The 18,356-nt window shown below is 41.6% G+C and carries 15 protein-coding genes and 1 pseudogene; 1 reads left to right on the top strand and 15 read right to left on the bottom strand.

Annotated features, from left to right (window positions below):
• Nucleotides 1-10: 10 nt before the first annotated feature.
• From T344_RS0117400 to T344_RS0117335, 14 genes are all read right to left on the bottom strand, one after another.
• Nucleotides 11-2,350: a pyruvate formate lyase family protein gene (locus T344_RS0117400; RefSeq protein ID WP_027629765.1), complete on the bottom strand. Its 2,340-nt coding sequence runs from the start codon at nt 2,348-2,350 to the stop codon at nt 11-13.
• Between the two features lie 53 nt (nt 2,351-2,403).
• A complete protein-coding gene (locus T344_RS28570) occupies nt 2,404-3,318 on the bottom strand; it encodes a glycyl-radical enzyme activating protein (protein WP_034862016.1) in 915 nt (304 codons plus the stop codon).
• A 63-nt stretch (nt 3,319-3,381) separates the two neighbouring features.
• Nucleotides 3,382-4,008: a DAK2 domain-containing protein gene (locus T344_RS0117390; RefSeq protein ID WP_027629764.1), complete on the bottom strand. Its 627-nt coding sequence runs from the start codon at nt 4,006-4,008 to the stop codon at nt 3,382-3,384.
• Between the two features lie 39 nt (nt 4,009-4,047).
• Entirely contained in the window at nt 4,048-4,452 is a 405-nt protein-coding gene (locus T344_RS29925) for a helix-turn-helix domain-containing protein (protein ID WP_051571992.1), read from the bottom strand.
• A gap of 128 nt (nt 4,453-4,580) precedes the next feature.
• On the bottom strand, nt 4,581-5,453 hold the full coding sequence (locus T344_RS0117380; RefSeq protein WP_027629763.1) for a carbohydrate ABC transporter permease: 873 nt from the start codon (nt 5,451-5,453) through the stop codon (nt 4,581-4,583).
• Nucleotides 5,454-5,477: 24 nt separating this feature from the next.
• Nucleotides 5,478-6,449, bottom strand: coding sequence for an ABC transporter permease (locus T344_RS0117375; RefSeq protein ID WP_051571990.1), 972 nt, complete (start codon nt 6,447-6,449; stop codon nt 5,478-5,480).
• A 114-nt stretch (nt 6,450-6,563) separates the two neighbouring features.
• The gene (locus tag T344_RS0117370) at nt 6,564-8,147 is read right to left on the bottom strand and encodes an extracellular solute-binding protein (protein ID WP_051571989.1); all 1,584 of its coding nucleotides are present in this window, start codon (nt 8,145-8,147) and stop codon (nt 6,564-6,566) included.
• A 258-nt stretch (nt 8,148-8,405) separates the two neighbouring features.
• Nucleotides 8,406-9,329: an aldo/keto reductase gene (locus tag T344_RS0117365; RefSeq protein ID WP_027629760.1), complete on the bottom strand. Its 924-nt coding sequence runs from the start codon at nt 9,327-9,329 to the stop codon at nt 8,406-8,408.
• A 385-nt stretch (nt 9,330-9,714) separates the two neighbouring features.
• Nucleotides 9,715-10,260 (bottom strand): NADH peroxidase, encoded by a 546-nt coding sequence (locus tag T344_RS0117360; protein WP_004627411.1) that lies wholly within the window; start codon nt 10,258-10,260, stop codon nt 9,715-9,717.
• A gap of 197 nt (nt 10,261-10,457) precedes the next feature.
• A complete protein-coding gene (locus T344_RS0117355; protein WP_027629759.1) occupies nt 10,458-11,315 on the bottom strand; it encodes a cation diffusion facilitator family transporter in 858 nt (285 codons plus the stop codon).
• An 80-nt stretch (nt 11,316-11,395) separates the two neighbouring features.
• A complete protein-coding gene (locus T344_RS0117350) occupies nt 11,396-12,652 on the bottom strand; it encodes a DUF445 domain-containing protein (protein WP_027629758.1) in 1,257 nt (418 codons plus the stop codon).
• Between the two features lie 18 nt (nt 12,653-12,670).
• Nucleotides 12,671-13,321 (bottom strand): ribosome biogenesis GTP-binding protein YihA/YsxC, encoded by a 651-nt coding sequence (gene yihA / locus T344_RS28560; RefSeq protein WP_034862012.1) that lies wholly within the window; start codon nt 13,319-13,321, stop codon nt 12,671-12,673.
• Between the two features lie 53 nt (nt 13,322-13,374).
• Nucleotides 13,375-14,736, bottom strand: coding sequence for an MATE family efflux transporter (locus T344_RS0117340; RefSeq protein WP_027629757.1), 1,362 nt, complete (start codon nt 14,734-14,736; stop codon nt 13,375-13,377).
• Between the two features lie 216 nt (nt 14,737-14,952).
• Nucleotides 14,953-16,782, bottom strand: a complete 1,830-nt coding sequence (locus tag T344_RS0117335) for an AMP-dependent synthetase/ligase (protein WP_027629756.1) — start codon at nt 16,780-16,782, stop codon at nt 14,953-14,955.
• A 500-nt stretch (nt 16,783-17,282) separates the two neighbouring features.
• On the opposite strand from T344_RS0117335, the gene trhA reads away from it, so the two are divergent.
• A complete protein-coding gene (gene trhA, locus T344_RS0117330) occupies nt 17,283-17,927 on the top strand; it encodes a PAQR family membrane homeostasis protein TrhA (protein WP_004627466.1) in 645 nt (214 codons plus the stop codon).
• A gap of 175 nt (nt 17,928-18,102) precedes the next feature.
• Here trhA and T344_RS28555 read toward each other — a convergent pair.
• A pseudogene (locus T344_RS28555) lies at nt 18,103-18,356 on the bottom strand (IS110 family RNA-guided transposase); the annotation flags it as partial.

Raw genomic sequence — 18,356 nt, 5'->3', positions numbered from 1 at the left:
ATTTGCTACTCTAAAAAATTCCGCCCTCGCTCTTTTTGATATGATGCTCCTGCTGCTCCTTTGAAAGCATTGTAAAATATGCCGACCATCCGCCCATGCGAACCCTGAGGTCTTTATAATCCTCCGGATTTTTCTGAGCCTTGAGCAGTGTTTCGGTGTCGGCAACGCTAATTGTCAGCATATTTCCGCCCAATTCAACAAAGGTTTTAATTAAACCTATAAGACGGTTTATTCCTTCCTCACCTGCAACATAACGCTCGGCCATTCCCAGGTCAAGAGGAGAACCCAGCGGCAAGCCATCAAGGCCCATCCTGCAGAAGGAATTGATGGCTGCCGTGATTCCTTTGGTCATTGCACCGGCAGAAGGAGAAAAGTTACTTGCCACAGGCTTGCCTGAAAATCTGCCGTCGGCACTTGCCCCCGTACCTTCTCCAATTGCTATGTACCAGGAGAAGGTTCCTACGCCGGGCATAAATTTTATTTCCTCATACTTCCCGTCAATTTGCTGCATGATCTCTGCAAACCGGTCTATTACTTTACGGCCCATAGCATCGGCTATCTGACTGTTGGTTCCGTATTTTGGAGAATTGGACACAAGGGTGTGAAGCGTCTGATACCCCTCAAAGTCATTATCAATTGCAGCTGCTAATTCTCCTATGGAATATTTCTTTTCTTCGAATACTACCTTTTGTATTGCGCAAAGGGAGTCGATCAAATGGCTCAATCCCTCTGCTACAACTCCACCTACAACCAGACGTGCTCCCATATCAGTCATATCAAGACCTTTTTCCACCGGTCCATCCAGCAGAGCAGACAGCAGCGGTACAGGTGCAATGGAAGAACGGTGAGGATGGGTTTGCAGCATATGTTTGGCGGATTCTTCGGCTACCAGCCGTATGTTTTCCATTGTTTTTTCAAAAATTACTTCAAAGGATTTAAAGCTTGCCGGGTCTCCCTGGTCAGGAACCTCCTGCTTGCCGTCAATATGGCACACGCCCCGGTTCAAAGTCCACTCCAGGCATTTTAATGCGTTCAGCTTTATAAAATAGAAGTCGGTTTTACCTGGAAGCAATGCCTCCCAGCAGCCATTGTTCGCATAGTCCCGAGCTTCCTTTTCGTCTATTCCGAATTTTGTAAACGCCTTGATTATGGTCTCATCATTATAAATGGCAGGCAAGCCTCCGCCGGTTTTGAGAGTCTCGGCCACCTGTCTTAGAAACCATTGAGGAGAATCGCTGTGAACTCTTACAGTGAGTACTGGATTTGTCATTCTTATACGGTGAAAGGATTCAAGAATCATTATAGATAATAGATTGGTTGCATCACGGCCATCTTCCGGAATCAGCCCTCCAATAACCACGTTCTGATTCCAATGGTTTGTAGCATCAATCGTATCCCTTATGTTATAGCGTTGTTGGCCTATATCAGTGATTTTCCGGTTGAGCCATTTCTTTTCATGCTCTGCCTGCTCACGTTCCATATCTTTCATCTGTGCATTTGTCTCATTATTCAATGCACGTTCATTGAATTTCAGCAGGAAACAGTCTGTAAGCTCCTGGGCTTCCTCAATTGTGATCCTCCCGGTCTCAAGATCTTCTTTTAGGAAGGGATACAGGAACTGATCAGGCCTGCCCAGCGCCAAATGGTTGTCTGTCAGCTGAAAGGCAAGATGTAAAAGCCAGGTTGCCTGGCATGCCTCAAAATATGTCCGTGCCGGATAAAGCGGACTGTTTTTTAATGCATTTGCAGCATTTAACAGTTCTTTTCTGCGTTTATTGTCTTTAGTAATTTCAGCTTTTTCAAACAGCCGGTCCGAGTTGCGTTTTGCAAAGCTTTCAAGACCCTCAAGCGATATGATGGCTGCCGTCAGAAAGTCCCTGCTCTTCTGCGTCAAATCACCCGCCAGCTTTTCCTCAGCCATTTTTCTTATACCGGAGGTACCGAGTTTCAATAAACGCGGATAGTCCGGTGATATATGCCCAAACATTGAATATATCCCAAACCCGTATTTTTGACCTTCCTGAATTTCTTCCTCCCGTGCAAATACCGGTAAAGCATTTGAGTTTGTCAGGCATTCATCCTTAAATGAATAGCAGCCGGCAAAAAGCTGTTTTTCCCAGATACCCACAGGTGCAGTAGACAGCTTTAGCCTTTCAGACATGGCTTTACGCACTATAAGCGGCAGATCGGAAGTCTCTTCGTTTAATACACAGCCTTCTTCAGCAAATTGTTTTTTGCTCAGGCGCATATTCTCACGCACATCAGATATTAACTCAACTACACGTGCTGAAGGAGTGCTTTTCACTATACTTTCAGAATACTCCATCAGGTTGAAATCTGATAATTTCATAAAATCAAATCCCTTCTACACAAATTTTTTTCCGGGCTTTATCCTGTCAATTTTTACCTTATCACACTAACCCTAATATCTTTAGGTGCCATATTCAGCAATTCTTCATACAGTCCGGGTCTGGCACCAAGTTTCCCAAGTGAATAGTTCATGCCGCACCAGTCATATTTAGCATCTGCCGATGAATTATACGGCAATAAATGAACTACTCCTATTTTAAGTTTATTTGCAATCTCATACGCTGAGTTAATATTTTCAACACTATCTGTAATACCGGGTATCAGTGGTATACGCAGCACTATGCTTCGGGTCTTTTCCCTGAGGGCCTTGAGATTTTCCTGTACAACATCCCAATCACCGCCGGTATATTTTTTAAATAATTCTTTTTTTCCAAGCTTATAATCAAAATAGAATATATCCGTATAGGGAACTAAATCAATAATATCCTGCTTATTCCCGAAGCCCGATGTTTCCACAATTGTATGTACCTCTTCTTTTTTGAGCGCTTGCAGTATCCGTAGTGTAAAAGCAGGCTGGCAAAGCACTTCCCCTCCGGTCAGTGTCACCCCTCCGCCGCTGTTTTTATAAAAAGCCATATCTTCAAGAGCTTCATTTACAACTTCGTCAAGAGTCATGCGCGTCCCGCAGATAAATAACGCACCTGTGGGGCATACTCCGGCACACCTGCCGCAGGTTATGCACCCTTCTCTTTTGAATTTGTGCCCATCAGAGTCCATACTGTGCAAATCCTTGGGACATACGGTGGTACATGCCCCGCAGTGTGTACATCTTGAGCTTGAATAAAGCAGCTGAGGTTTTATGGACTGGGATTCAGGAGAATGACACCATAAACAGGATAAAAAGCAGCCTTTCAAGAAAATACATGTTCTTATCCCGGGTCCGTCATGCACCGCATAATGATCTATGTCAAATACTATTCCAAAATTCCCGCCGGAGTCTTTATCCATAATAAGCTCACCCTCTAATCGATAATTATATATGCATATAAATTTCACAAAGTCTCATATTTGTTAATTGGCGCTTGCCAAAGCCTGTGCAATTATGGAACAAAGAACTGCTCCGCCGTCAGGATGATCCTTTGTGCGCTCTGCTATCCATTTGGTCCTGCCCACTCTTGCAAGCATTCCCCTTGTCTCATTTGCGGCCTTTTCAGCCGCATGTGCCGCTGTTTTCATGGCAAGCCTGATATCGGGGGTTGACTCAAAAGAGCTTTCAATGGCTTCAGCCAAAGGTATCAATGCATCAAGTATGGTTTTATCTCCCAGCCGGCCTTTGCCTAAATTCATTATAGCTTCGGCCATTATTCTCGGAGCTTGAATGGCAGCATTATCATCCATTTCCTTGCTTCCTCTGTGCTTTCTTCCCAGTGCCATAATTGAGCCGCTCAACAATGTCCCCATTGTTGAAGGAGCTACCCTGTTAAATGCCATTCCGCATCTTATGAACAGCTCCCCTATATCCTCTCCTGTATATGCAGCGACCTCAGCCTTCAGCGCTGAAGCCCCTTTCTCCATTGAAATCCCGAGGTCTCCGTCTCCAGCATTACTATCAAGCTGTGTCAGTCTTTCTTTCGAATTTATTAGTATATCTGCTGATAAATTAAGTACATGTTTTATATTTTCTATGGTATATACCATCTCAAAACCCCCGATCCCATCTCGTTGTGAAAGTTCATTTTATAATGCAGGCATTTTTTTCGACTGCTTTTTAAGTTTTGTATGTCTTTTGTCATCTTTCAGCTTATACAGTTCCATCAATTTTATTATTTCAGTCTGACTTTCATCCGACAGCTTTAAAAATGCTGTCATTACCTTGTCTACGGTTGTGGTTGTTCCATCAGGAAGCTTTACCGACCTTTTAAATGTATTCCAATCCATTTTTAATGCCGTCCGACACAAAATATAGTCTACCGACACTCCGAAGTAATCTCCCAGCAGGCAAATCGTTTCAATATCCGGCATGTTTATACCCGATTCATAATGTGAAATGGTAGCTACCGAAACATTAAGTATTTTTGCTAAATCCTTCTGATAAAGTCCTTTATCCTGTCTTATTTCCTGAATCATATCCCCAAGCTTCATATATTATCCCTCGTATATCCGGAATTTTTAGTATACATAATCAGTTGATTCTATCATTCCCCGGACAGCTAAAACAACAGGCTTTATTAGGTTATAAGCACACTTTTCCGTGTGACCCCATGCCGCACTTACCCCTTTACGGCACCAATCATGACACCCTTGACAAAATATTTTTGAAGGAATGGATACAACACTACAATTGGAAGCATTGACAAAACGATAGCAGCCATCTTTACCGTCTCAACAGGTACATTTTGCTGATCCGATGCTATTCCTGCCGCCGCAGATCCTGATGTGGCACCGGAATCCATAATCATACTCTTTATTAATAGCGGAAGTGTCCACATTTTTGTATTCGTTATATATAACATTGTATTGAAAAAAGAGTTCCAGTGATCAACGGCAAAAAACAATACAAATGTGGCAACCGCAGGCAGGGACAAAGGTATAATAATACGTACGAATAATGATATATCGTTGCAGCCATCTATTTTTGCGGCTTCCTCTATCTCGTTAGGTATAGCAACCATGAAGCTGCGTACCACAAGAAAACTCCATGCATTTGTCATAACCGGAAGAATAATTGCCCAATAGGTATTTATTAAATGCATCCCTTTTACAAGTATATAATTTGGAACCATTCCGGCACTGAATACAAGGGTAAAGGTAATAAGCGCCAAAAACACCTTACCTCCCGGAAGGCTGGTTTTTGAAAGTCCGTAGGCTCCGGTAAAGGTTACAAAAATATTTATAATAGTACCAGCAATTGTTACCAATACTGAATTTGTCAGAGCTGACTTAAATGAGCTTGTACTTGCAATATAAAAATAAGAATCCAGCGAAAACTTCTCCGGGATCAATTTAAATTCTAAAGGTATAAATACGCTTGGGTCTGTAAAGGAAACACTGAAAACATAGAAAATCGGTACTAAACAGATTATGCCGATAATCCCGAGTATGATATAATTTATTGCATCTCCCCATGAGAATTTATTGATCATACTAACCCCCCTCTAAAACAATTATTAAAAGATACCTTCATTTCCCGACTTCTTTACAAGATAATTTGAAGTGGTCAGGAAGATCAAGCCGATACAGCTCTTAAAAAATCCAACCGCCGCACCCAGGCTGTACTGCCCCTGCAATATACCCTGACTGTACGAATATGTGTCAAAAATTTCAGATACATCCCGCACCAGAGAATTTTGCATTAAGAGGATTTGCTCGAATCCAACATCAAATATCTGACCAAGCCTGAGAATTAAAAGTACAACAATCGTAGGGAGCAGCCCGGGAAGAGTTACATGCCAAATACGCTGCAGACGGGTAGCCCCATCAATCAGAGCTGCTTCATAAAGCTGTAGGTCTATACTCACAAGTGCAGCCATAAAAATGATTGTTCCCCAGCCTGCTTCTTTCCAGATAGACTGAATAAGAACTATAGGCCAGAAATAATTGGGGTCTACCAGAAAAAGTATCTGCTCTTTACCCATTGATGCTAAAATCTTATTTACAAAACCCATATTGGCAGACAATGCAAAGACGGTCAAACTGGCTGTTATAACCCACGAAAGGAAGTGTGGAAAATATACCACTGTTTGTACTAACTTTCTATAAGCATTATGCCTGACTTCATTGAGCATGATGGCCAGAAATATGGGAACTGGGAAATAAAAGAATAATTTGAGCATTGCTATTGCTACCGTATTGCGAAGCATATAGAAAAAGAATGGGTCCTTGAACAAATCCTGAAACAGCTTAACTCCTATCCAGGGGCTGCCGAATATGCCTTTATACGGGCTATAGTCCTTGAATGCCATCAAAAGCCCCCACATGGGGCCGAACTTAAAAACTGCAAAATATATTAAAGCGGGTGCCGCAAGTAAGTATAGAAACTTATGCTGCTTTACTGCTGCCCATGTCTTCCTGGCCTTTTGGGATGGAACTGCATTTTGGTTTTTATTTTTTACTCCCGTTATTTCGTTCAAGCTACACATCTCCTTTAAATAACAATTAACCTACACGGGCTATAACAACATCCTGATAATATTTTGCGAAACAGAAGGCCATGAAACCTCCTGTTTCGCAAAACCTGAATACCACTTAAAGTACTATTTTTTCAACGTGCTGTTAAAATCCTCATAAGCTGCTGCAAACTCTTTGAATGCAGGCTTGAGTTCGGGGTCATTTCTCAATGAGTCGACATATGCTCTGAAATCATCCATTGACATTCTTCCTGCAACAGTTTTTGTTTCGTTTGCCTTGAATGTATTTTCATACTTTGGCCATACCTTTTGCCAGGTTTCAGAAACCAATGTGCCATTCCCCCATAAGTCTACCTTGCCAACCTCTTCATAGCCCTCAACCGACTTACGTCTGGCTTCGTTGTATTCCTTTGAACCGGCGGCACTGTCAACCTTGCCATATTTCATATATGCAAGCGGGCCAACGCATTTACTTGAAGTATTTATCTGGGCGATACCCAATTTATTAAGAACAGGAGTACCATCAACAACATCATGATGTACACCTTTTATTCCATAGTAGGCCAGATCGGTTACTTCCTGGGATGTTGCATCCTCCATGTACTGAAGGATCCTGAGCATCTTTTCCTCGGGTACCTTCTTGCTTATGTAATATCCGCCCGAAACACCTGTGTTAAGCTGAATACCTGTATCCCCCTTCGGACCTGTGAGTTTAAGTGAAACAATCTCCGGTACAGGATCCTTCTGAACCTTTGCAGATCCCTGCTCCTGTTCCCATATGTTCCAGATGCTCATAACATATGCAGCTGCCCTGTTTGAGGTATACATGTTCATACCATCTTCATACTTGGCATTCATATATTCCTTGTCAATTACGCCTCTGCTGTACAGATCCCTGCAATATTCCACATAATCAATCCAGCCATCGGTTAAACAGGGATAGTATTGTCCGCCGTCATCATTGTACTGAGGTGTCAATGCGCCAAAAGCCACCTGCAGTGAGCCTGGGAGTGCACCGGTTGCAATAAGGCCTACAGTGTCTACCTTACCATTTCCGTCAGCATCGGATTTCACTATTTTTTCAAGAGCATCTGCAAATTCTGTAGTATTTGCAGGAAGCGGAATTCCCAGTTTATCCAGCCAATCCTTTCTGATGTTCACACCAAGGTCAATTCTTGTACGTGAACGTGGAAGTGCATATATTTTGCCTTTAACGGATAAATAGGAATAACAGTTGGCTGCTACATTGTTTTTTAAATTGGGATATTTGCTAAAATCGCCCAGAGGTTCGGTAAGATCCCAAAATACGCCGTTATCAATTGCGTTAAGGAGCTGCAGGCTTCTGATGTCAGGAACACCTGAAACCTCAGGTACATCTCCCGATGCCACTCTCAGATTAAAAGCAGTATGGAAATCACCGGAATTTACCCATTCGACATTCAGCTTGCTCCGAGTCAGTCTCTGGTATTCAGTCCAGAATTCATTATTCATATCCGGTGGATCAGTAAACAGTGGTGCAAGTATATTAATTTCAACAATATCATTCGGGTCTTTCCCATCAGTTGAGGCTGGTGTTTGCGGCTGAGACGCTGAAGAAGGGTTTGTTTCCCCGGCTGTTTCACCAGAACCGCCGCATGCAGACAACATAAGAGTTATTGCCATGCCTATTGGGAGAAACCTGAAGACAAATCTTTTAAAATTTTTTGACACTTTTATATTCCTCCTTTGTGTTATTTTAATAGGACACATCAACACGATTTTTTAAGAGCTCCGGATACACTTATCAATCTATTAATGAAACCATATTAAATACAATTGATTAACATCTTTGTGCTTTGTGCACTATTCATTAATAGTATTCTATATTAAATTTGTCTAAATCTCACAAAATTAATAAACTATACGATAACACCGGAAATATCTGGTTCAATTTAAGAAAAACTTAATTCTTCGCCAAATAAAATCCGCTTACAGACCGTTAATGATTCTCAAGCTTACTTTGCCCAGCCTCTCAATCTCGCTCTCCGATAGTTCTATTTCAATAGCCTTTATGTTATCCTCAAGATGCTTTTCGCTTTGGGTTCCTATAATTGCCGAAGTAAAGCCTTTCTGGTAAAACAGCCAGCTTATAGCTACTTGTGAAAGACTGCAGCCTTTCGAATCAGCTATTTCTTTTAATAGATGAATAATATCCCATTCCTTTTCAAGATGTTCCGGCAGGAAAAGTCTTTTTTTCCTTCTGAAATCGTTATCCGTAATTACTGCTCCGCCCAGATGAAATTTACCTGTTAAAATACCCTTTGCAATTGAGTTATAGCTGCAGACGCTGATGAAGTTTTCATGGCAATACTGCATTATTCCATTTTCAATATCTCTTTGCAGCAGATTGTATTCCGGTTGTATTAAATCTATACGTGCAAACTGCATAGCCTCCTGCAATTGTTTCAACGAAAAATTAGAGACCCCTATAGCTCTGATTATTCCCTCGTCCTTAAGCTTGTTGAATTCCGACATAGTTTCCTCTACCGGTATTTCATAACTGGGCCAATGAACATAGTATATGTCCACATAATCCGTTCTCAGTCTTTTTAAGCTGGCCTCCACTGACCTTCTGATATCTGCCGGCCATAGATGTTCCTTATTTACCTTTGTTGCAAAAATACATTCCTTTCTTTTTTCTTCAAGAGCTTTACCAAGGATCTCCTCAGAATGCCCGCTGCCATACATTTCTGCAGTGTCAAAGGTTGTTATGCCTTTCTCAAAAGCCTTTTGAAGCACTTTTATGTTGTCCTCGTCACTGTTGACCTCCCAGGGTCCTCCTCCCAGTTCCATACATCCAAAGGTTAAAATTGATACATCAAATTCCGTTTTTCCCAGTCTTGCATATTTCATATCCAATCACCTCATCCTTTTGATTAGTGTAAATTAATTTACACTTTATAAAATATTTGAAAAATTAATATAGAAGTTATTTATTTTTTTTAGCGAATTTGAAAATTATGGGATATTACTTTAAAAAGCAAATTAATTAAGTAGTAATTTTATTTTACACCGTAAAAATATAAACCAATCCAAAATTGACAATAACTATTTAAATATGTCTTTCTTACGGCATATTTAAGTTTTCCTTAACTTTTAAATGTCAATAGAGGGTATAATATAATAAAAAAATACAACCCCCAATATCAGTTTCGTGAACCTCGGCTTCAAGCCTTAATATTCAACGCTTCCCTGAAATTGAGAATTGTATTTTATTAAATCATTTTGTATTAATTTTTTACTTGAAATATCTTTCTAAAAGTCCCTTAAACCCTGCGCCGTGTCTCGCTTCGTCCTTGCACATTTCGTGAACTGTATCATGTATGGCATCCAGATTCAACTGTTTTGCTCTTACAGCAAGATCCTTTTTGCCTTTGCAAGCCCCGGCTTCAGCTTCAGCTCTGAGCTGAAGATTCTTTTTTGTATCGGCGTGAACCACTTCACCCAGCAATTCGGCAAATTTCGCAGCATGTTCAGCCTCTTCCCAGGCAGCCAGTTTGTAGAATGCGCCGATTTCGGGATAACCTTCGCGCTCGGCCTGTCTTGCCATGGCAAGATACATGCCCACTTCAGTACATTCACCCATAAAGTTGGCTCTCAAGCCTTCCAGAATTTCAGCATCCACTCCGGCAGCAACACCTATTCTGTGCTCATCAGCCCATGCTGCGGAAGTTTCTGTTTGCTCAACGAACTTTTCCTTTGGGGCCTTACACTGCGGACAGTTGTCCGGTGCCGCATCTCCTGTATGAACATAACCACAAACTGAACAGACAAATTTCTTCATAGTCACAAATCCTCCATTAAGTAAATATTATTTAAAATTTAAATTAAGCTTAAGCTTCCTAATGCCGTTCCGGCAACGTTTATATATGTACCCCCTGCTCAAGGAAGTTAAACAATAAAATTTTATTTTCCATATTTAACATAATATCAGCTACGATATAAGAACCTGTGATGCAGTATCATTCAAAAAAGGTGATATCAGCAGGGATTGATATGAACTACCGCGTCCTTGACACCTTTGATATCCTTGACCCTGAATTTGATCTCGGAGGCGATTTTGTGACTTTCGTTTACAGACATTTCACCGTCTACAGATACCTTTATAAGCAATATATAACCTGCGCCTACAGGCTTTGCATTTATACTGTCGATGTGATCCACACCGCTGATCCCTTTCACAAGCGCATAGGTATTTGCTTTAAAAGCAGGGTCAATGTCGGTATCCATTAAAACCTTGAAGGAACTGATGAATATTTTTATACCGGTATAAAAAATCCAGACAGAGATGCCTATACCCACAGCACCATCCACCCAGTTAAAGCCGAAATACCCCATTAAGATGCCAAGCAGTGTTCCCGTTGTTACAAACACATCATTTCTGTGGTCTTCGGAGTTTGCCAGCACCAATAAATTGTCCAGCACCTTCCCCACACGGTTTGTATAAAGAAAAAGCGAGAGTTTCACTGCTATGGTAACAATGGCCACAGTAATAAGAAACCACGAGGTTTCAAAAGCGGCTTTATTGATTATTGAAGACAGGGCACTTCTGAATATGGTAATGGATATGAACATCAGGGACAGGCTTATTATCATGGAAAAAATATATTCGGCCTTGCCATGCCCATAGGGATGGTCATTGTCTTCCGGCCTGCTTGCAATACTGTTCCCGACCAGAGTCATAACCGACGCAAAAACATCTCCCGCACTGTTGAAGCCATCTGCTATCATAGCCTGGCTCCTGCTCAGAAAACCGGCAGCCAGCTTGATCGAAAGCAGGAATATATTTGCCGCAATGCCCAGCACTGCAACCTTTTTGGTTGTTTTAAATCTGTCCATCGCTCCTCCTGTCCCTCCTTTGTTATATCACAAGGAAATTTATTTTTATAACCCCGCACATGTATCGGATAGATACCCCATCAGTACAAAAACCGTGTCAGCAGATGGATGGCCAGACCTGCCAGGCCACCTATAACCGTTCCGTTTATTCTTATATACTGGAGGTCTGCACCCACCTGAACCTCAAGTTTATCAACCATATCCCTGGTTTCCCAGCTGTCCATGGTATCATATATGAGTGACCCCACCTTATCGCCATAAAGCTCTACCATTCCTCCTGCCAGCTCTATGACAGCGGTATTGATGTTTTCTCTCAGGCCGGGATTTGACTCTATGCCGTTAACGGCCATATCCAACACAGTGCCGACTTTTTTAACCAACCTCTCCTCATCCTGCAAAAACGAATTTTTAAGCTCGGACAAAACCTCAACTGTTCTCTCAAGCAGATTGCTGAAAGCCGGTGACTCAATCAGCCGGGTTTTCAGCTGTTCCCCTTTTTCTATCAGTTCCTCATCACTGCGCATATCCTCCAGCAGCTTTGGAAGTGCGGAATTAATGAGCTTGTTTATGGCGGCCTCCTCGTCGTTGTCAAGCGCATCAATTTGTTCCACCAGATAGTCAAGTATCTTTTTGTATATGATATCTCCTATGATAGGCATGGCAAGTGTCTTGTTAATTCCGCCCAGCACAAGCAGTGTTTTTTCCTTATTGTCCTCGATATATTTATATGTAGCATTGAGCAGTGCCTTGACCAACGGCTTGTGATAGCCTCCTTCGGTAACCGGGCCTATAATTCCAGCCAGAGCAGGGTATAGCCTGATTTCCTCCACCTTTTTGTTGATCGTGGCGGTCAGGTACAGCTTTAGTTTCGAGTCATCCACAACCGGGTTGATAATACCGGGAAGCCTGGCCGCTATCCCCCGGGATAATTTTTCCCTGTTGGAAGTAATATATTCCGATACCTTTGAAGATAATCCAACTTTATCAAGTTTGGACCTGATAAGCTCGGAAGTAAAAAAATTTGAAACTACAAAATTGGATAACGCCTTTGCAATTCTCTGTTTATTATTCTGAATGATGGCGGTGTGGGGTATTATCCTTAAACCAAGTGGATGCCGGAAAAGAGCAACCACCGCAAACCAGTCGGCCAGGGCTCCAACCATTGATGCCTCTGCAAAAGCAGTAATGGAAGAGAACAAAAGCCCCCTGTCCTCATACCGTTTCATTACCAGAAAAGTAACTGTCATAAATCCCAGCAGTGAAGTCGAAATAATTCTCATATTTCTAAGCTTTTTTCTAAGTTTTATTTCTTCATTTTTATAATTGTATTTTTCCATATTCACAGCTCCAAAAAACTATTCGTCCATCTCAGTTCCAGCAGACCCATCGTTCAGCTTCAGGCTGTCCTCCAGTACTTTCCTCAGCTTTTCATCTATTTCGCTCCATACCGCTTCAATTCCAATACGCTTTTCGGAGGAGAAGGGGATTACCTTGTCGGTACTGCTCAACTGCAATACTTTCTTTATATCACTGACTCTCAAATTAATTTGCGATCTGGATATTTTGTCGGCCTTGGTGGCAATTACCAAAGTATTCAGTCCAAAGCCTCTGATCCACTGATTCATGGTAATATCATCCTTGCTTGGGGAATGCCTGATATCCACAAGAAGTACTATCAGTTTAAGATTGTTCTCCTTCCTTGAGTACAAATATGTTTCTATTATGTTCTCCCATGAGGCTTTCATTTCCTTTGAAACATTGGCAAAACCGTACCCGGGCAAATCCACCAGATAAAAAGTATCGTTTATATTATAAAAGTTAATCTGTCTGGTTTTTCCCGGTGTTCCGCCAACACGCGCAAGACTTTTCCTGTTCACCAGGGTATTTATGATTGATGATTTCCCTACATTTGATCTGCCTACAAAAGCTATTTCGGGATAGCCGGTAGACGGGTATTGGTTCGGCTTTACAGCCGTTATCACATGTTCTGCCTTTTTAACTATCATATTTAATCTCCTATTGCACTATTATTTATTGCACTATTATTGAATTAATATAATTATACCTCTATTACTACATTTTTTATCCATTTGTCTGATTTAAGCCTTATTACGGAGGCAGCCATCTTGGCCAGCTCCTCCGCCATTACCAGCAGTACCACCCACTGGACGTCCAGTTTCAGGACAAACGCCCCGATAAAAGCCAGGGGAACCCCTATAAGCCACATGGTCAGGCCTTCTGCCTTAAATGCAAAGCCTGCGTCCCCGCCGCCTCTTAATATTCCCACAATTGATACTATATTCGTCAGACGTATGGGGATAATAAAGGCATTGATATTGAGTATTATTATTGCCGTTCTCAATACATCGGCCGTAACCTCGAACAGGTTTGCCACCGCAGGTGCGATAAAATACAGCGCAGCTCCCAGCACGACTCCTCCCAGCAGGCAAAGCCTGACAAACTTCCAGGCATACTCTTTTGCCTTGTGCTCTTCTCCCGCGCCTATAACATGTCCCACCATTATGGCAGAAGCACTTGCCATTCCAAAGCCTGCCACCAAAAACAGATTTGTTATGTTATTTGTTATCTGAACTGCGGCAAAGGCCTCGGTACTGATCCTTCCATACGCCACAGAATATACCGCAAAACCCAGTCCCCAGCATATTTCATTGAGTATTACAGGGATCATGGTTGCTATTACACGTTTAAACAGTTCGGAAGTGACCGTCCTCAACACCTTTATTCTTATACGCAGCATATCATAATATCTCCAGCTTACAACCAAAAAAATCCCCATCTCAATCATTCTCGATATCAGTGTTGCGGTTGCCGAACCCTTGACCCCCATGGCGGGAAAGCCCCACATACCGAAAATTAAGACAACATTGAGCAGTGTGTTTATTCCCAGTGCTATTCCGCTGATCACCATAGGCATGGCTGACTTGCCTATGCTTCGCAAATTTACGCTTATGCCAAAACTGACAGAGGCAAAAACAAAACTGAAGCTGAAAATTCTTAAGAAATCCGAGCCCAGCTCGATAACCAACGGGTTTGTATTAAAAATACCCACTATCCGGGCAGGAAAAAGTATGCCTGCAAAGGAAAATATCAATGAAACACCCGCTGCCAGAGCTGCGCCCACATTAACCACCCTGCCTATGTTTTCATGATCCTTTTTGCCCCAGAACTGTGCTATGAAAATACCCGCTCCGCTGTGAACAGCCGCGTATATGAGAAATACCAGCAGGCCGTACTGGTTGGCTATGCCCACTGCCGCCACAGGCTCGTTTCCCAGCTTTCCCACCATAACGCTGTCCACCATGGCAAGTGAGGAGGTGATCAGGTTTTGCATTATAACAGGTATTGCCAGAGTAATCAGTTTATAATAAAAAGTTTTATCTCCAAATACTGCTTTTTTCATTGTACCCCCAAATAGAATTTGATTTATATGTTTTACAATTAAAATATTTACCTCACGTGATTATACTACACCAAAGCTTAAAATGCTATCTGCTTCTTTCTTTTGTCCCGACAGAACAAAGTCGAAAAAATTTATAATTTCCCATATAATAAAAAATCCCACCTGTTGAATGACAGGTGGTTTGAATGGTAAGCAATAAGCAATACTAAATCTGTTCTAAATCTGTTCCATGACTTTCCCATTTGCTTTCCTCATATTGGTACCGGCCTTCAGCAGTTGTTCCGATACCTTTTTGTATTCAACGGGCCTTTTTATTTTCAGGGTTGTGGTCTTTATAAGCTCCTCATAGCTTAATACAAAATACCGTATTATTTTATATTGGGGAATATCCTGATTGAGAGTCTTGATCTCCCTTTGAACCATTTCTGCTATTTCTTCGGCACCGGGTTTCCTGCCCCACTTTTCGGCCAGAGCCGCCTCGTCAATGACAATTTTGGCGCAGACCTGAATATCTCCGTCAGGAGCGGTATTTCCCCATGCAAAGGATTCCTTGACGCCTTCAATATTATTCAGCAGCATTTCGTACTCTTCCGGGAAGGCTTTCTTTCCGTTGGTGAATACAATCATTGATTTCGCTCTTCCTGTAATGGTTGTAAACCCTTCATCATCTATGAAACCAAGATCTCCTGTGTGGAACCAGCCCTGTTGGTCTATGGCTTCCCTTGTGGCAGCCTCATCCTCGTAGTATCCCATCATTACATTGGGGCCTCTTGTGATGATTTCTCCCATACCGCTTTCATCGGGATTGTCTATTGCTATCTCAATCCCCTTCATAGGCTGCCCTATGGTTCCTGCCTTATTGTAAAAGTCATTGTTGGCAGCAACCACCGGCGAGGTTTCGGTCAGCCCGTATCCCTGAATAACCTTTAATCCCAGGGTTCCAAAGCCATGTATTATTTCCCTGTCAATAGGGGCGGCCCCCGATATGGCAAGCCTCAAACCGGGACCTATCTGCTCAAGGATTTTTTTGAACAGCTTCCTTCTGATATCTATCCCCACTGCCGACAGAGCATTTGAAACCCTGCCCAGTGTCTTAACCGTACCGGCTTTACCGGCCTTTTTCAAACCCTCCTGAAGCTTTTTATACATTGCCTCCAGTATGGCAGGAACCACTACAAGCAGAGTGACATCGAATTCCTTTAAATTCTTTGCTATATGCTTGATACCTTCGGCATAGGCAACAGTGACACCGTTTTTCACCATAAAGAGCATACCTGCCGATAGCTCAAAGGTGTGGTGCAGCGGAAGGATCGACAGGTGCACATCATTTGGGAATACCTTGATTATTGATGTGACGGCACTGACATCTGAACAGACATTCCGCTGATTCAGCATTACCCCCTTCGCCATACTTGTAGTTCCTGAAGTAAAGAGCAAAAGTGAAAGTTTCTCAGGGTCGATCACTGCGTCGATAAAGCTCCTGTCTCCAGTTCTCAGCAGCTCCCTGCCTTTTTCCACAAGCCTTGAAAGGTTATGGAAGTTTGAGGGATATCCGCCTTCCAGCTCATCCATGCATATAAAGTGCTGAATGCCGGTATCTCTTTTGGCAAGCTGCAGCATTTCAGAATCAAAATGTTTGCTGTAGATGATGGCATCAACCCTGCCCCTGCTGATGAGGTTCTCAATTTCCACCTCAGGCAGATGCTTGTCCAGTGGCACAGCCACACCTGTACCGTTTGCTATTGAGAAAAAGCTTACAGCCCATTCATACCTGTTTTCACCTATCACCGCAATTCTTTTATCCTTAAGCCCCAGACTGTGCAAGGCTGTGCCGAGAGCATCTATTTCATCTCCAAATTCCCTGTAGGATTTAACTTTAATTTTTCCGTCTGCCTTAAATTTAAAAGCAGCCTTATCTCCGAACTTTTGAATACTGTTCTCAACCAGCTGCTTGAAATCCCTTACTGTCTCAGTTTCATAATAACCCAGTCCGGTCACGGTTTTTCTGCCGTCTGCCTCAGATAGTACAATTCCTTTTTTGTTCATATAATCTCCTTGGAACATAAATTAACACTATAATTATTACCTGGTTATAATTATTATATTCTATTCCAGAAATGCAATCAAATGAATCTATCAATTTATTCCAAATGAATTTAACGCATTGTGTCAATAAATTTAAATTTACTTTACCTATTTTTATTTTTTTACACCAACTGGTAACTTCCGCACTAACTTCACGAAATAAGAATGCCCCCAAAACAATTATGAAAGTTGTTTTTAACCGTGCATCTTATTCCATGAAGCTGTACTCGTGTACCAGTATAATCAACATAATATTTTAGCTGCAAAGTTGAGAGTCAATCTCTAATTGACACAACGGATTAATTTCAAACCAAATTGTATATGTATTAATTTTCCACTCTGTTATTTTTTTATTCTCTTTTAAAATACAGAAGAGAAATAATTGAAATTCAGGTTCAACAGTGCTAAATTTATTACTATAAATTACTATAAAATAATGATAATTCCTAGGAGATTGTAATATGCCTAAAAAAACAGTTAAACTCACCTTTGGAGAAGAGGTTGCCAATGCGGTAACCCATGGTATTCCGGCACTATTGGTGTTATCTGCTTTTCCTTTTGTTATTATCACCGCATATACCAAAGGTTCCCTTGTGGACGTGGCCAGCGTGACAATATTCAGCATATGCATTTTTCTAATGTTCCTGATGTCAACCTTTTATCACGTCATGGAACATGATACAACGCATAAACGGGTTATGCAGATAATGGACCATATCTGCATCTACATAGCAATCGCAGGTACATATACACCCATTGCCGCATCGGTAATAGGAGGCTGGCAGGCAATAGTCCTGCTTTCGATCCAGTGGTTAATGGTTGTGTTCGGTATTTTATATAAATCCATTTCAAAAAAGTCCATACCCAAAATATCCCTGATGATATACCTGATTATGGGCTGGAGTTTGGTAATTTTCATGCCGCTCTTCTTTCAGAAGGCTAATCCGGTGCTTTTCTGGCTGATCCTAGGCGGAGGCATCTTCTATACAGTTGGTGCCGCCATATATGCAAAGAAGGGCTTTAAATACCATCATATGGTCTGGCATATATTCGTATTTCTGGGAGTGTTAACGCACTACATAGGGATATGCTTCTTTATGTATTAATTTAACGCTCAGCTTTCGGATTTATTGATTTTTATGTTACAAATAGTAATTAAAAGTACTTGCGTACTTTATAATTTGCTGATGTAACATAGCGTGAAAAAGTCTATCCGTAGCAGTAAAAAGGGCAAACTTAACTAAGACCCTTATGGATCCTCGAAAATTTAATAATAATTGTTTAAGCCAGGGAAATATCGCGAGTTTTAATTACGCCATTGGAAACAAGGAGTTTTATAGCCTGTTTAATGGCTTTCTCCTTCTGTTTTTCCAGGATTTCCTGTGGCATATCAATTTTGTACAAATCGCTCGGATTCCATTCTTCACCGGTAACAAACATGTTGTAAACAGCGGTGAGTATCATTCTGGCGATAGCGATAATGGCTCTTTTTTTGCCCCTCCTTTTGCTAATGCGTTCGTATTTGATTTTGTAGT

The organism is Ruminiclostridium cellobioparum DSM 1351 = ATCC 15832 (assembly GCF_000621505.1).
GTDB lineage: Bacteria > Bacillota > Clostridia > Acetivibrionales > DSM-1351 > Ruminiclostridium > Ruminiclostridium cellobioparum.
Note: the sequence above shows the minus strand (reverse complement) of the source record. Positions and strands in the feature narration are given on the sequence as shown.

Excerpts from the sequence above, each read along its gene's own strand:
- T344_RS28570 (WP_034862016.1), bottom strand. The coding sequence starts at position 3,318 with ATGGATAAAGACTCCGGCGGGAATTTTGGAATAGTATTTGACATAGAT.
- T344_RS0117390 (WP_027629764.1), bottom strand. The coding sequence starts at position 4,008 with ATGGTATATACCATAGAAAATATAAAACATGTACTTAATTTATCAGCA.
- T344_RS0117350 (WP_027629758.1), bottom strand. The coding sequence starts at position 12,652 with ATGGAAAAATACAATTATAAAAATGAAGAAATAAAACTTAGAAAAAAG.
- T344_RS0117335 (WP_027629756.1), bottom strand. The coding sequence starts at position 16,782 with ATGAACAAAAAAGGAATTGTACTATCTGAGGCAGACGGCAGAAAAACC.
- T344_RS0117365 (WP_027629760.1), bottom strand. The coding sequence starts at position 9,329 with ATGAAATATGCAAGACTGGGAAAAACGGAATTTGATGTATCAATTTTA.
- T344_RS0117375 (WP_051571990.1), bottom strand. The coding sequence starts at position 6,449 with ATGTGTAGCTTGAACGAAATAACGGGAGTAAAAAATAAAAACCAAAAT.
- T344_RS0117340 (WP_027629757.1), bottom strand. The coding sequence starts at position 14,736 with ATGAAAAAAGCAGTATTTGGAGATAAAACTTTTTATTATAAACTGATT.
- T344_RS0117400 (WP_027629765.1), bottom strand. The coding sequence starts at position 2,350 with ATGAAATTATCAGATTTCAACCTGATGGAGTATTCTGAAAGTATAGTG.
- T344_RS0117360 (WP_004627411.1), bottom strand. The coding sequence starts at position 10,260 with ATGAAGAAATTTGTCTGTTCAGTTTGTGGTTATGTTCATACAGGAGAT.
- yihA (WP_034862012.1), bottom strand. The coding sequence starts at position 13,321 with ATGATAGTTAAAAAGGCAGAACATGTGATAACGGCTGTAAAGCCGAAC.
- T344_RS0117355 (WP_027629759.1), bottom strand. The coding sequence starts at position 11,315 with ATGGACAGATTTAAAACAACCAAAAAGGTTGCAGTGCTGGGCATTGCG.
- trhA (WP_004627466.1), top strand. The coding sequence starts at position 17,283 with ATGCCTAAAAAAACAGTTAAACTCACCTTTGGAGAAGAGGTTGCCAAT.
- T344_RS29925 (WP_051571992.1), bottom strand. The coding sequence starts at position 4,452 with ATGAAGCTTGGGGATATGATTCAGGAAATAAGACAGGATAAAGGACTT.
- T344_RS0117380 (WP_027629763.1), bottom strand. The coding sequence starts at position 5,453 with ATGATCAATAAATTCTCATGGGGAGATGCAATAAATTATATCATACTC.